The organism is Gordonia sp. McavH-238-E, assembly GCF_022348225.1.
Classification (GTDB): domain Bacteria; phylum Actinomycetota; class Actinomycetes; order Mycobacteriales; family Mycobacteriaceae; genus Gordonia; species Gordonia terrae.
In genome coordinates this window covers 108,029-120,924 of sequence record NZ_JAKRFE010000001.1, presented here as the reverse complement: position 1 = coordinate 120,924, position 12,896 = coordinate 108,029, and the positions used below count along the sequence as shown (strand labels likewise).

Annotated in this window: 13 protein-coding genes and 1 tRNA gene; 6 read left to right on the top strand and 8 right to left on the bottom strand. The window is 69.0% G+C overall.

Annotated elements, in window-relative coordinates; all coding sequences use genetic code 11:
* Window positions 1-7 precede the first annotated feature (7 nt).
* The 4 genes from MHN80_RS00560 to MHN80_RS00545 form a co-directional block, all read right to left on the bottom strand.
* A complete protein-coding gene (locus tag MHN80_RS00560) occupies window positions 8-871 on the bottom strand; it encodes an SCO1664 family protein (protein WP_239398671.1) in 864 nt (287 codons plus the stop codon).
* A complete protein-coding gene (locus tag MHN80_RS00555; protein WP_004019095.1) occupies window positions 834-1,568 on the bottom strand; it encodes a DUF3090 domain-containing protein in 735 nt (244 codons plus the stop codon). The genes MHN80_RS00560 and MHN80_RS00555 overlap by 38 nt, the downstream gene beginning before the upstream one ends.
* A gap of 25 nt (window positions 1,569-1,593) precedes the next feature.
* A complete protein-coding gene (locus MHN80_RS00550; RefSeq protein ID WP_004019097.1) occupies window positions 1,594-2,355 on the bottom strand; it encodes an MSMEG_4193 family putative phosphomutase in 762 nt (253 codons plus the stop codon).
* Between the two features lie 68 nt (window positions 2,356-2,423).
* Window positions 2,424-3,266, bottom strand: a complete 843-nt coding sequence (locus MHN80_RS00545; RefSeq protein ID WP_004019098.1) for an undecaprenyl-diphosphate phosphatase — start codon at window positions 3,264-3,266, stop codon at window positions 2,424-2,426.
* 100 nt (window positions 3,267-3,366) lie between these two features.
* On the opposite strand from MHN80_RS00545, the gene MHN80_RS00540 reads away from it, so the two are divergent.
* The 3 genes from MHN80_RS00540 to MHN80_RS00530 all read left to right on the top strand — a co-directional run bounded on the left by MHN80_RS00540 (window position 3,367) and on the right by MHN80_RS00530 (window position 6,004).
* Window positions 3,367-4,443 carry a YncE family protein gene (locus MHN80_RS00540; RefSeq protein ID WP_239398669.1) on the top strand — a complete coding sequence of 359 codons (1,077 nt, stop codon included), beginning with the start codon at window positions 3,367-3,369 and terminating at the stop codon, window positions 4,441-4,443.
* A 95-nt stretch (window positions 4,444-4,538) separates the two neighbouring features.
* On the top strand, window positions 4,539-4,874 hold the full coding sequence (locus MHN80_RS00535; RefSeq protein WP_239398667.1) for a DUF5703 family protein: 336 nt from the start codon (window positions 4,539-4,541) through the stop codon (window positions 4,872-4,874).
* Entirely contained in the window at window positions 4,868-6,004 is a 1,137-nt protein-coding gene (locus MHN80_RS00530) for a quinone-dependent dihydroorotate dehydrogenase (protein ID WP_239398665.1), read from the top strand. The genes MHN80_RS00535 and MHN80_RS00530 overlap by 7 nt, the downstream gene beginning before the upstream one ends.
* 190 nt (window positions 6,005-6,194) lie before the next feature.
* Here the strand turns inward: MHN80_RS00530 and MHN80_RS00525 are convergent, their stop codons facing one another.
* Entirely contained in the window at window positions 6,195-6,740 is a 546-nt protein-coding gene (locus MHN80_RS00525) for a YbhB/YbcL family Raf kinase inhibitor-like protein (RefSeq protein WP_064570815.1), read from the bottom strand.
* A gap of 129 nt (window positions 6,741-6,869) precedes the next feature.
* Entirely contained in the window at window positions 6,870-8,204 is a 1,335-nt protein-coding gene (locus MHN80_RS00520; RefSeq protein ID WP_239398663.1) for a M20/M25/M40 family metallo-hydrolase, read from the bottom strand.
* Window positions 8,205-8,312: 108 nt separating this feature from the next.
* On the opposite strand from MHN80_RS00520, the gene MHN80_RS00515 reads away from it, so the two are divergent.
* A tRNA-Leu gene (locus MHN80_RS00515) sits at window positions 8,313-8,401 on the top strand.
* Between the two features lie 71 nt (window positions 8,402-8,472).
* Here the strand turns inward: MHN80_RS00515 and MHN80_RS00510 are convergent.
* The gene (locus MHN80_RS00510) at window positions 8,473-9,402 is read right to left on the bottom strand and encodes a mechanosensitive ion channel family protein (protein WP_064570804.1); all 930 of its coding nucleotides are present in this window, start codon (window positions 9,400-9,402) and stop codon (window positions 8,473-8,475) included.
* 92 nt (window positions 9,403-9,494) lie between these two features.
* The gene (locus MHN80_RS00505; protein ID WP_239398661.1) at window positions 9,495-10,757 is read right to left on the bottom strand and encodes a M23 family metallopeptidase; all 1,263 of its coding nucleotides are present in this window, start codon (window positions 10,755-10,757) and stop codon (window positions 9,495-9,497) included.
* A 112-nt stretch (window positions 10,758-10,869) separates the two neighbouring features.
* Here MHN80_RS00505 and MHN80_RS00500 point away from each other — a divergent pair, with 112 nt between their 5' ends.
* Together MHN80_RS00500 and MHN80_RS00495 are read left to right on the top strand one after the other, a co-directional pair.
* A complete protein-coding gene (locus MHN80_RS00500) occupies window positions 10,870-11,937 on the top strand; it encodes a nucleoside hydrolase (protein WP_239398659.1) in 1,068 nt (355 codons plus the stop codon).
* Window positions 11,938-11,941: 4 nt separating this feature from the next.
* Window positions 11,942-12,892, top strand: coding sequence for an LLM class F420-dependent oxidoreductase (locus tag MHN80_RS00495; protein ID WP_239398657.1), 951 nt, complete (start codon window positions 11,942-11,944; stop codon window positions 12,890-12,892).
* Window positions 12,893-12,896 lie beyond the last annotated feature (4 nt).

Sequence of the window (12,896 nt, the reverse complement as noted above, 5' to 3'; positions counted from 1 at the left end):
GACTCCCTCAGAACGGCGGCCACGGTATCGGCCGATGACCCGGCGGATGCGGCATGGTCGCGCTCTCGGCGACCACGATCGCCCGGATCGCCAGCGACTCGATCTCGTCGGCGGTGATGTGCTCGGCGAGCTGCGCGCGCAGCGCCGACCCGTCGGTCTCGAGCCGCTCGGCGAGTTCGGCGACGTCGGCGACGAGGTGCCCGGGCACCGGCTCCCCCGCCCAGCCCCACAGCACCGTCCGCAGTTTGTCCTCGCCGTGCAGGCAGATGCCGTGGTCGATCCCGTAGACGACACCGTCCAGACCCTCGAGCACGTGTCCGCCCTTGCGGTCGGCATTGTTGAGGATGACGTCGAGCACCGACATCCGCTGCAGCCGCGGGTCGTCGGCGTGTACCAAGACGACGGGGTCGCCGTACGGGTCGTAGGCCTGGAGCACGGCGAGGTACCCGGCGGGCACGGCCCCGACCGGGCAGAGGTCGACGAGGTCGATCCGCGGCTCGGTCTCCGGGATCGGATGGTCGGTGTTGTCGGGTGTCTCGACCCAGCGCTGCACCATCCCCGGCCCGAGCGGGCCGTCGCGGTGCACCGTCGTGGGAATCGTGTCCCAGCCCAGTGCTTCGGAAATCAGATACGACGCCACCTCTCGCCCGGCGAGGGTGCCGTCGGGGAAGTCCCAGAGCGGGACCTCGCCGCGGACCGGCTTGTAGACACAGCGCACCGACGTCCGGCCGTCGAGCACCGCGTCGCACACGAGGGTCGCGTTGCTGGCCGAGGGGATCCGGCCGAGGATCGTGAGTTCGCCTTCGCGGAGGACGTGGTCGACCGCGGGCTCGTCAGTCACGTGCGGAGGGGCCGGTGTCACCGGGCTCATCGGGTTCGTCCGGGTCACCGGGCTGAGGTGCGTCCCCCGCCTGGTCGAACGGCTCCTCGTCGGCCGTCAGGCCCGGATCACTCTGTGCGGCAAGGCTGTTGAAAACCTCGGGATCGATGAAGTCGAGGGACTTGCTCAACTCCGCGTCCCGCTTGTAGCCGTTGGTCCGGATACACAGGTGCCCCTCGGGATCGAGCGGTTCGCTGCACAGCGGGCACGGCTGCCGGCCGGCCGAGATCACCTTCGACGACCGTGCGGCGAACTCGCGGGCGGCGGCGGTGGTGAGGAAGACGCGCACGGCGTCCGGACCCTCGTCGGTGTCGTCGAGAACGACACTCTCGTCGAACTCCCCCTCGGTGATGGCGAGCAACTCGACCACCACGGCCTCGGACTCCGCGTCCCACCCCAGACCCATCGTGCCGACGCGGAACTCGGCGTCGACGGGCATCACCAGCGGGCTCAGGTCGCCGACCCGGTCGGTCTCCGGCGGGATCGGCGTGCCGAAGCGGCGGTGGATCTCGTCGAGCAGCGCACCGATCCGATCCGCCAGGATCTGGACCTGCTGCTTCTCGAGCATCACGCTGATGATGCGGGCCTCGTGGACCGCCTGGAGGTAGAACGTACGGTCGCCGGGCTGCCCGATCGTGCCCGCCACGAAGCGGTCCGGGCTGCGGAACACATGGATGGCTCGAGACATCACACCTCCTTCGTCGTCTGGTTCATTATCCCGATGTCGCCGGGATCGTCGCGGCGCCGTTCGCCGACGGCGTGACATCCGCCCCGGTGTCCCCGCCGACGACCGCGTCGTCGGCCGGGCGCTGCCCGTCCTGTGCCGGCGGCGGGGGCTTCGGTATCGACAGCGTCTCGGTCGTGTTCACGGTGTGCACGTATGGCCGCGACGAGGCGTACCTGATCACGCTGATCGACGCCGGTTCGACGACGATGCGTTGGAAGGCGTCCAGGTGGGTGCCCATGGCGTCGGCGATGATCGCCTTGATCACGTCGCCGTGCGAGCAGGCGATCCACACCCCGGAACCGTCGGGCCCGCCGTGAATCCGGTCCAGTTCACGGATCGCGCGCACCGCCCGCGCCTGGACGTCGGCCAGCCCCTCCCCGTCCGGGAACACCGCGGCCGACGGTTGTTGCTGCACGACCTTCCACAGCGGTTCCTTGAGCAGTTCGGAGATCGACCGCCCGGTCCACCCGCCGTAGTCGACCTCCGCGAGGTCGTCGACCACGATCTCGGGCGGGGCCTGCCCGTCCGCGCCCAGCGCGGCCAGCAGCGGCGCGACCGTCTCGGCACATCGGTCCAGCGGCGAACGTGCCACCGCCCGGATGGAGCCGAGATGGTCGCCGAGGCGTCGAACCAGATCATCGGCCTGGGCGCGCCCGCGGTCGTCGAGATGGACGCCGGCGCTGCGACCGGCGAGCACCCCCGAGGTGTTCGCCGTCGAACGGCCGTGCCGGAGAAGGATCACGGTCATCCCACAACCATAGGCACCGGCCCCGCGGGGCCGCACAGCGCGCGGAGTCCGGCGCGGCGGGCGGGGCGTCAGGTCGCCGAGATCACGCCCGTCGACAGCAACACGATCAGGGTCACGCCGAGCACGACGCGGTAGGCACCGAACCAGTTCATCGAGTGCGCGCTGACGAACTTCAGCAACCACGCGATCGCGGCATAGCCGACGACGAACGCGATCAGCGTCGCGACGAGCAACTGGGACCCACTGGCCTCCATGCCCTCGCCGCTCGGGTTGAAGGCGTCCGGCAGGCTGAACAGACCGGACGCGGTGACCGCCGGGATGGCCAGCAGGAACGAGAAACGGAAGGCGGCTTCCCGTTCGAGCCCCAGGAACAGGCCCGCACTGGCCGTCGCGCCGGAACGGGACACCCCCGGGATCAGCGCGAGGCACTGGGCACCGCCCATGACGAGACCGTCGCGGAGGGTGAGCTGCTCGAGGTTCCGCTGCTTCTGCCCGTACCGCTCGGCGAGCCAGAACACCCCCGCGAACACGATGAGCATGATCGCGACGAGCCACAGGTTGCGCCCCGTGGTGCGGATCTCGTCTTTGAACAGGTAGCCGATCAGGCCGATCGGGATGGTCGCGAAGATCACATACCAACCGATCCGGTAGTCGAGGTTCCGCTCGTCGGCATGCCGGAGACCACGGAACCAGGCCGTGATGATGCGGACGATGTCCCGGGCGAAGAAGACGAGGACGGCGGCCTCGGTGCCGAGCTGGGTGACCGCGGTGAACGAGGCGCCGGCGTCCTCGCCGAACATCAGCTCGGAGGCGATCCGGAGATGCCCGGAGGAGGAGATCGGCAGGAACTCGGTGAGGCCCTGCAACGCCCCGAGGACGATCGACTGGGTCCACGTCATGGTGTCGGTCACGGCGCCCGATGCTACTTGGGACCGCGGCGCCCGACCCGACACGGCACGCGCCCTCGACCCGCCTGAGTGCCGCGCGGACGCGGTCACGCAAGATGGGGTCATGTCCTCGCCGCGACCATCCCGCACCCCTCACCAGTCCCGCACGGGCATGTCGCGCCTGCGGGGTCCGGTCGCCGCAGCGGCGGCCCTGGTGATCGGTGTGGGCATGATCACCGCGTGCGGCTCCGACGACAGCACCCCCGACGTACCGACCGTGACGCCGGCGACCGCGCCGGAGGCCCCGGCGAGTTCGGCGACGGCGCCCGCGGGCACCGTCGTCCCGGCGCCTGCCGGAGCGCGCGCCCTCGCGACGTCGGGTGGCAGCGTCGCGGTGCTCTCCGCCGACGGCAACCAGATCCTCCGGTACGACACCGGCAGGGTGACCTCGCCACCGCAGACCATCACCGTGCCCGGCCTCACCGCCCTGGCCGCGGGTGACGACGGCGCATACGTCGGCGCCGGCCCGGGTGTCCTCGTCGTCGTCGATGCGGAGGGCCGGGTCCAGACCGGCGACCTCGAATCCGACCAACCGACCGCGGTGGCGCGGACCACGTCCGGCTTTCTCGTCGTCGGCACTGCGGACGGACGAGTTATCGTGTACGACAACAACTTCGCGCAGAAGCACGATCTCGATCGGTTCGTGCGGGTGGACTCGCTGACCGCGGCACCGGAATCAGCCGAGGGGCTCGGCGGGCAGGTCGTCGTCCTCGACCGCGCACAGTCGTCGGTGACCCCCGTCGACCCGGAGTCCGGCGACCTGGGGCCGGCGCTACGAGCGGGCAACGGGGCCACCAACTCCACCGTGGACGAGTTCGGACGGGTGCTGGTCGCCAACACCCGCGACGGCGAGATCCTCGGGTTCTTCGGATCGCCGCTGGTGATGCGGTTTCGCTATCCGGTGGCGGACGGACCGTACGCCGTAGACTACGACGACACCCGGGACCGGCTCTGGGTGTCGACGACCGGCAACAACGAGGTGGTGGCATATGACCTGGCAGACGGTGAACCCACCGAGATCCAGCGGTTCGCGTCGGTCGTGCAGCCCGACCGGATCGCCGTCGACTCGTCGGGCACCGTCTATGTGCTCTCCGCACGGGACGGCGGGCTGCAGGTCGTCCCGGATGGGCGGGCCGGATGACTCCCGAAGCGAGCGGGCCGCATGACTCCCGGCGCCGGGAGCGAAGCGAGCGGGCCGCATGACTCCCGGCGCCGGGAGCGAAGCGAGCGGGCCGAATGACTTCTGACCGTTCGACCACGCGATCCACGCGTACCTCGGCACGGCACGGTTCTCGTTATCCGGACGGGTGGGAGGTCACCACCGAGGATGTCGAGTGCGTACTGCTCCGTCTGCCGCCCGACGTGACCCGCGTGACCGCCTCGATGCGGTTGGCCCTCGAAGCCGAGTTCGGCGGTTGGGAACTGTCGCGGGTGCGGCTCTACTCCGACGGCACCCGCAAGGTATTGCTGAAGCGGCGCCGACCGCCGCGGGGATCGCGCGGCCCCGACTCGACCCATGAGCAGTCCCCTGACCAGAACGGCCACGATCCCCGGAGCGCACGCGCATGCTGATGTCCCGCGGCACCACCGGAGCGCTCGTCGTGCTCAACCGGTGGTGCTATCCCCTGCTGCGTTCGACGATGTTCCGTGTCGATCCGGAGCGGATCCACCACATAGTCTTCGCGGTCCTGCGGGTCGTCGGACGGTTTCCGCTCCTGGCGTTCCTGACCGCCAAATTGCTGGCCCGGCACGATCCGGTCCTGCGCACGCGGGTCTTCGGTGTCGACTTCCCCGCCCCGATCGGTCTGGCGGCCGGGTTCGACAAGACCGCGGGCGCGGTGAACACCTGGGGTCAGATCGGGTTCGGTTTCGCCGAGATCGGCACGATCACCGGTCAGGGGCAACCCGGCAATCCGACGCCGCGGCTGTTCCGGCTTCCCGCCGACCGCGCGCTCGTCAACCGCATGGGTTTCAATAATCCGGGCGCGGAGGTGGCCGCGCAGCATCTGACCGGCGTGCGACGGGGCCCGGTGTCGGTGCCCATCGGCGCCAACATCGGCAAGACCAAGGTCGTTCCGGTCGATGACGCGATCGACGATTACCGGCGCTCGGCCGAGTTGTTGGGTCCGCTGTCGGATTTCGTCGTCGTGAACGTGAGCTCGCCCAACACCCCGGGGCTGCGTGATCTGCAGGCCGTGGATTCACTTCGGCCCATCTTGGCCGCGGTGCTCGCCGCGGTGCATGTACCGGTGCTGGTCAAGATCGCGCCGGATCTCGTCGACGACGACGTCGACGCCGTGGCGGACCTGGCCGTCGAGCTCGGCTTGGCCGGGATCGTCGCCACCAACACCACGATCGGCCGCGAGGGTTTGCGCACCGCATCCGACGAGGTCCGGGAGATCGGTGCGGGTGGACTCTCCGGGCCACCGGTCGCCGCGCGGTCGCTGACCGTGCTGCGGCGCCTCTACAACCGGGTCGGCGGACGGATCGCGCTCGTCAGCGTCGGTGGCATCGAGACCGTCGACCAGGCCTGGGAACGCATCTGCGCCGGCGCCGACCTGCTGCAGGTCTACACCGGCTTCATCTACGGCGGCCCGGTGTGGCTCGCCGAGTTGCACGCCGGCCTCGCGCAGCGGGTGCGTGCCGGTGGCTTCGCCTCGATCTCCGACGCGGTGGGGTCCGCGGCTCGCAACCAGCCCTGATTCGCGAGAACCACACCCACTGCTCCCTCATCCGAAAGAGGCGCCCCCGCTCCCTGAGGTGCGACCGAAGCGAGCCCGAAGGGTCTCGCAACGTGCCTCACCAGGCCCTTCGAGGCTCGTCGCTATCGCTCCTCGCACCTCAGGGATCAGGGGGGTCATGCGGTTCTTTCGGATGAGGGAGCAGGGGTTATCAGACGTTCTCGCCCGGCTGTTCGTAGGTGCCGATGAGGGTCGCGCGCGCGATCGCGTGGGAGAACAGGTTGAAGCCCAGGTACGCGGGTGTCGCGTTCTCCGGTAGGCCCAGGGACTCGGTGTCCACGGCGTGGACGACGACGAAGTACCGGTGCGGTCCGTGTCCGGGCGGCGGCGCCGCACCGATGTAGCGGCGCAGCGAGGCGTCGTTGGTGAGCGTGACCGCACCATCGGGCAGTCCGGACCCCTCCTCGTCACCCGCCCCTTCGGGCAGGCTCGTGACCGAGACGGGGATGTCGGCGACCGCCCAGTGCCAGAATCCGGCGGCGGTCGGAGCGTCGGGGTCGTACACGGTGACGGCGAAACTCTTGGTCTCGGCGGGGAACCCGGACCAGCTGAGCTGCGGCGAGAGGTCCTCCCCACCCGCGCCCATGATCCCGCTCACCTGCCCGTTGGCCAGCGCGGCCCCGTCGGTGAGGCTCTCCGAGGTCAGGGTGAAGCCGGGCAGGCTCGGTAGCGGGGAGTACGGGTCGAATGACGACATGTGTTCACCTTTCTCACGTTTCGCGCGTCGGAAGAGTGCCGGGCATTCTCCGACGCGGTGGTCCCGGTCGGGAGGAAGGCCGTGCCGCCCACTGTAGTGGTGTGTCTCAGTGGTGCGTCTCGGATGCGATCAGCTGTGCCGCAGAAAGTGCTCGAAGACCTTGGTGCCGAACAGAACCGAGTCGACGGGAACGCGCTCGTCGACGCCGTGGAACAGTGCCGCGAAGTCGAGTTCGGGCGGCAGCTGCAGCGGCGCGAAGCCGAAGCAGCGGATCCCGAGTTTCGCGAACGCCTTGGCATCGGTGCCGCCGGAGAGCATGTACGGCACCGTCTTTCCCTGTGGATCGTGCTCGAGGATGGCGGCGTTCATCGCCTCGACGAGGTCACCGTCGAACGTGGTCTCGTAGGAATCGAGATGAGTGATCCACTCGCGGCGCACGTTGGGCCCGATGAGTTCGTCGATCTCCTTCTCGAAGGCGGCCTGGCGTCCGGGCAGGACGCGGCAGTCGATGACCGCCTCGGCCTTCTGCGGGATGACGTTGGCCTTGTAGCCGGCCTTGAGCATCGTGGGATTGGCGGTGTCGCGCAGTGTCGCACCGATGATCCGCGCGAGATTGCCCAGTTTGAACAGCGACGTCTCCAGGTCGGGGGCCTCCGGGCTCAGGTCGAGACCCGTCTCCGCGCTGACCTCGGCCAGGAACTGGCTCACCGATTCCGTCATCACCAGGGGAAACGTGTGCCGTCCGATCCGGGCGACCGCGTCGGCGACCTCGGTGACCGCGTTCTCGTCGTGCAGGAACGACCCGTGCCCGGCCCGCGCCTCGGCGGTCAGGCGCATCCAGGCCAGACCCTTCTCCGCGGTCTCCACGAGATAGAGACGCTTCTGGGTTCCGTCCGGCCGGTCGACGGTGAGCGAGAAGCCACCGACCTCGCCGACCGCCTCGGTGATGCCCTCGAACAGGTCCGGACGGTTCTCCACCAGCCAGTGCGAACCCCAGGCACCACCGGCCTCCTCGTCGGCGAGGAACGCGAAGACGATCTCCCGGGGCGGCACCGTGCCGTCGCGCTTGAACTGCCGGGCGAGCGCGAGCGCCATCCCGGCCATGTCCTTCATGTCGACGGCGCCGCGGCCCCAGATGTAGCCGTCCTTGATGGCGCCGGAGAACGGATGCACGCTCCAGTCGGCCGGCTCGGCCGGGACGACGTCGAGGTGCGCATGCACGAGCAGCGCGCCGCGGTCGGAATCCGCCGGTCCGGCCAGCCGCGCGAAGACGTTCCCGCGGCCGGGACGTCCCGACTCGACGTACTGGGTGGTGTAGCCCACCTCCTCGAGTTGCTGGGCCACCCACTTGGCGCAATCCTCTTCGCCTTTGGTGGTCTCGGGTTCACCCGTGTTGGAGGTGTCGAACCGGATCAGCTGGCTGACCAGATCGACGACTTCGTCGGTCGCAGACTGTGAAGACACCCCTCACTCCTACGGGATTTGGGATACGCGGGCAACCTCGGTTAGGGTTATCCCGCTGCAGCGAGATGACGGCGGGACACCGCCGGAAACACTCACCGCGGCATGCAGGTCCGAGTGGCGGAATGGCAGACGCGCTAGCTTGAGGTGCTAGTGTCCTATTAACGGACGTGGGGGTTCAAGTCCCCCCTCGGACACCAGAACAATGAGTAGAACCCCGGCTCTGAGCCGGGGTTCTTCTCGTTGTGTCAGCAGTCGTCTGCGCAGCCCGTCACGGCGCGACGGAATCCGCCAGCGCCGCCCAGGCCCGCGAGTACGGCAGGTCGATCGAGTTCTCCACGAAGGCCCGCAGGATGGCACGGCGCAGACGCCGCTGCACCGCCCACTGGCCGTTCGGCTTGGTCTTCACCGTCAGCCGCAGGACGACCTGATCCGACGACACCTCCTGCACGCCGAGCATCTCGATCTGGCCGAGGATGTCCGTCGAGTCCTCCTCGACCGCGGTGCGGGCCGCCTCGTCCGCCACCTGCTGCGCCTTGTCGATGTCGGCACCCGGTGCCACCGGGACGTCGACACGCGCGACCGCGAATTCCTGGCTCATGTTGCCCACCCGGGCGATCTCGCCGTTGCGGACGTACCAGAGGGTGCCGTCGATGTCGCGCAGCGTGGTCACCCGGAGACCCACCGACTCGACCTCGCCGACCGCCTCGCCGAGATCGACGATGTCACCCACGCCGTACTGGTCCTCGAGGAGCATGAACACGCCGGTCACGAAGTCCCGCACCAGATTCTGCGCGCCGAAACCGATGGCGAGGCCGACGATCCCGGCCGAGGCGATGAACGGTGCGATGTTGACGCCGAGGACGCTGAGCACGCTGAGCACGACCCAGACGAGCAGGACGATCGACACCGTGGACTTGAGGACCGAGCCGATCGTCGCCGCACGCTGCGCCCGCCGGGCGGCGATCTGCGCGCTGCGTTCGGGCGAGGGCGATTTCGACCGGAGCCCACGCATGAGGGCCGTCCCCCGGCCCGGCTCGCCACCGGCGGTTCGCGGCCGGGTGGCGCGGTCGATGGAGCGATGGATCACGAAACGGACGATCAACGCGACGACCACGTAAGCGACGATGCGAGCAGGATTCTCGATCAGCCATTCGCGATTCGTTTCCGTCCATTCGAAGGCAGAGTCTTGAATCGACATGGGTCCGACCGTACGGATGATGACCTCGATGTCCAGTCGCGACGGGCCGCGTCATCGCGGACGGCCGCGTGTGACGGAGTCGGAAACCGTTGTCAGCCTGCGGTGAACGAGACGATGTTCTGATCGAGGATCATCTGATCCTCATGTGTGCTCTCGGTCACGCCAGGCGTGAGCCGAAGCGGTACCCCGGTCCCCTCCGACGCGTCGAAGGCCGCGGTGTCGGCCACGCGCCCGGTGACCGTGAATCTGTCGGTCACACTGGGGACGCCTTCCGACCCGAGGAACTCCGGTCCGTTCATCACGTGCACGTGCAGGTGCGGCGCCACCGAGTTCCCGCTGTTGCCGACCTTGCCGAGGACGTCGCCGCGCCGCACGCGATCGCCCGCTGCGAAGCGCACCGACCCGGGTTGCATGTGCGCGTAGTTCACGTAGAAGCCATCGCCGATGTCGAGCACGAGATTGTTGCCGTCGGCGTCGTCGATCGGCAGTCCGGCCGGATACTCTCCCGGGGTCTGCTCGGGCAGGTCGTTGCGGCTCGCGACGACGGTGCCGTCACCGACGGCGAGGACGTCGTCGCCGAAGATCCGATAACTCGCCGGGTTCTTCGCGTCGCCGACGAAGATCCGTCCGTCCGCGGCCGCCTGTTCCCAGTCCACCGCGTACCGCTGCGCGAGGACCGGGGATCCGTTCAGCGGGAGGACCGCACGGGTGTGCCGGACGGCGTCGCAGCACGCATCGGCGGCGATGTAGTACTCGCCGGCGAGTGGCGGTCCCAGGACCGGGACGGTCGAGTCGCTGACCGTGACGGGCGCGATGCGTTCGTTGACGCTCTGCATCCCCGCTGGCGCCTCGTCAGCGCGTACCGCGATCTCGTGGATCAGTTCCTTCGGCGCGTTCCCCGAGAAGATCACGTGCAGGAAGAGGACGCCGTTCTGACCCGCCGCCAGCACGGCCGCGTACCCCTCCGGTGTGCCGGGGGCCGTCGGCACCGACGGTGCGCCGGTGGGCTTGAGCCGGCTGCGGACCCCGTTCTCGTCGAGAGCGAGCAGCGGTTCGCCGTTCGCGGTGGCGTCGAGAACCTCCACCCCGGTGATCGTCACCGGTGCGCGCATGAAATTGGTCAGCGAGATCTCGTAGACGAGATGGTTGTTGCCGTCGGAACCGGCGAAGGGCGTGGGGGCGAACATCACCGAACCGACCACCGGTGTGACGACGGGTTCCGGCGGGGTGCCGCTCGACCCGGCCGTATCACTGCTCGCGGAGGCATCCGGATCCGACGAGTTCGCGCCGCATGCGCTCATGAGGAGTACCGCAGCGGCACCGAGGGCGGCCAGCATGAGTCGTGTCGAGGCCATCGGTTTCCTCCGGGCTCATCGGGCCGACGTCGGTTCGTCCCGGCTGCGGCGAGCGTAGGGCTCCGGCGGGGTGGTGCGGCGACGTTCGCGCCGGACCCGGCACAATTGTGTGGTGACCCAGCGCCTGTTCTTCGACTGCGACACCGGCATCGACGACTCGCTCGCCCTGATCTACCTACTCGCACGCGCCGACGTCGATCTCGTCGGCATCGCATCCACGGCCGGCAACGTGCCCGTCGACGTCGTCACGTCCAACAACCTCTCCTGGCTGGAACTGTGCGGCCGTCCCGAGGTACCGGTCTCGACCGGTTCGGCCACTCCCCTCGTCGCGGCACTGATGACCACCGAGGACACACATGGACCGCTGGGTGTCGGGCACGCCGAGCTGCCTGCCCCCACGACGACGCCGAGCCATCTCGATGCCGCCGACGCCTGGATCGAGGCGTCGCAGGCGCACGACGGTGAACTCGTCGGCCTGGTGACCGGACCGCTCACGTCCCTGGCGACCGCGATCCGCCGGGACCCGGGCCTGCCGCAACGCCTGCGGCGACTGGTCATCATGGGCGGCGCCTTTCACACGCACGGCAACACGACACCCACCTCGGAGTGGAACGTCGCCGTCGATCCGGAGGCCGCCGCCGAGGTGTTCGCGGCCTTCGGCACCGCGGGTGCGCCCGAACCCATCGTCTGCGCACTCGACCTCACCGAATCGGTCGTGCTGACCCCCGATCATGTGGTCCGGCTCGCCGCCGCGGCCGGCAGCGCACCCGTCGAATGCCCGGACCCGACCGACGAACGCGGCCTCCGGTCGGTCGCCGACAACGAGATCGTCCGGCACCTCGTCGACGCCCTGCGGTTCTACTTCGAGTTCCACGACGACCACGACGAGGGCTACATCGCCCACCTCCACGATCCGTTCGCCGCGCTCGTCGCGCTGGTCCCCGACACGGTGCAGACGCGCGCGGCGTATGTCGACGTCGAGCTCGCCGGGACCCTGACCCGGGGCATGACCGTGGCTGACGAACGCTGGATGACCTCACCTGGCCCCAACGTCCGCATCGCGACATCGGCCGACGTCGACGCCGTGTTCGACGAACTCATCGAGACGATCGGCGCGTTCGCCCGACGCCGTGCAACGGAAATGAACGGCGCCACGGCGGAGTCCGCCGGACTAGTCTGAACGGGTGACTCGACTCGGATATCAGATCCCGAACTTCACCTACCCCGGCGTGCCCGCCGACCAGCTGTTCCCCACCGTGGTGGCGCAGGCGCGAGAAGCCGAGAACGCCGGATTCGACACCGTTCTCGTGATGGACCATTTCTATCAACTGCCGATGCTGGGTGAACCCGACGATCCGATGATCGAGTGTTACACCCTGCTCGCGGCCCTCGCGCAGCACACCTCGAAGGTCCGTCTGTCATCGCTGGTCACCGGCAACACCTATCGCAATCCGACCCTGCTGGCGAAGACGGTCACCGCACTCGATGTGGTGTCCGGTGGTCGGGCTCAGCTCGGCATCGGCGCGGGATGGTATGAGCTGGAACACGATTCACTCGGGTACGAGTTCGGGACGTTCACCGACCGGTTCGAGCGTCTCGAGGAGGCGCTGCAGATCATCCTCGGCATGCTCGCCGGGGAGGCTCCCAGCCTCGACGGCAAGCGCTACCGGGTCGCCGATGCCCTCAATGTGCCTGCGCCGCTGTCGAAGATCCCGGTGATGATCGGTGGCGGCGGTGAACGCAAGACGTTGCGGATGGTCGCGCAGTACGCCGACGAATCGAACCTGCTCTGCACGCCCGCCGACATCCCCCGCAAACTCGACGCCCTCGCCGAACACTGCGAACGACTCGGTCGCGACCGCTCGGAGATCACCGTGACCGTGCAGACGTCGGCGTGCGTGGCGCCCACCTCCGCCGAGGCGACCGCCGAGCTGGAGGCATACCTGGAGCGCACACCGGCGGCCGAGTCGCGTCGCGGATCGACGATCGTCGGCGACCCCGACGAGGTGGCCGCCCGGTACGCCGACCTGCTCGCGACCGGTATCGACGGTGTCACGGTGAACGCACCCGCCAACGGCCATGTGCCGGGACGTGTCTCGCTGCTCGGCGAGACACTGGCACCGCTGCTGGCCTGACCGA

Bases quoted from the DNA above. Each gene is read 5' to 3' on its own strand.
- MHN80_RS00560 (WP_239398671.1), bottom strand. From the start codon at position 871: ATGAGCCCGGTGACACCGGCCCCTCCGCACGTGACTGACGAGCCCGCG.
- MHN80_RS00555 (WP_004019095.1), bottom strand. From the start codon at position 1,568: ATGTCTCGAGCCATCCATGTGTTCCGCAGCCCGGACCGCTTCGTGGCG.
- MHN80_RS00550 (WP_004019097.1), bottom strand. From the start codon at position 2,355: ATGACCGTGATCCTTCTCCGGCACGGCCGTTCGACGGCGAACACCTCG.
- MHN80_RS00540 (WP_239398669.1), top strand. From the start codon at position 3,367: ATGTCCTCGCCGCGACCATCCCGCACCCCTCACCAGTCCCGCACGGGC.
- MHN80_RS00535 (WP_239398667.1), top strand. From the start codon at position 4,539: ATGACTTCTGACCGTTCGACCACGCGATCCACGCGTACCTCGGCACGG.
- MHN80_RS00530 (WP_239398665.1), top strand. From the start codon at position 4,868: ATGCTGATGTCCCGCGGCACCACCGGAGCGCTCGTCGTGCTCAACCGG.
- MHN80_RS00525 (WP_064570815.1), bottom strand. From the start codon at position 6,740: ATGTCGTCATTCGACCCGTACTCCCCGCTACCGAGCCTGCCCGGCTTC.
- MHN80_RS00510 (WP_064570804.1), bottom strand. From the start codon at position 9,402: ATGTCGATTCAAGACTCTGCCTTCGAATGGACGGAAACGAATCGCGAA.
- MHN80_RS00505 (WP_239398661.1), bottom strand. From the start codon at position 10,757: ATGGCCTCGACACGACTCATGCTGGCCGCCCTCGGTGCCGCTGCGGTA.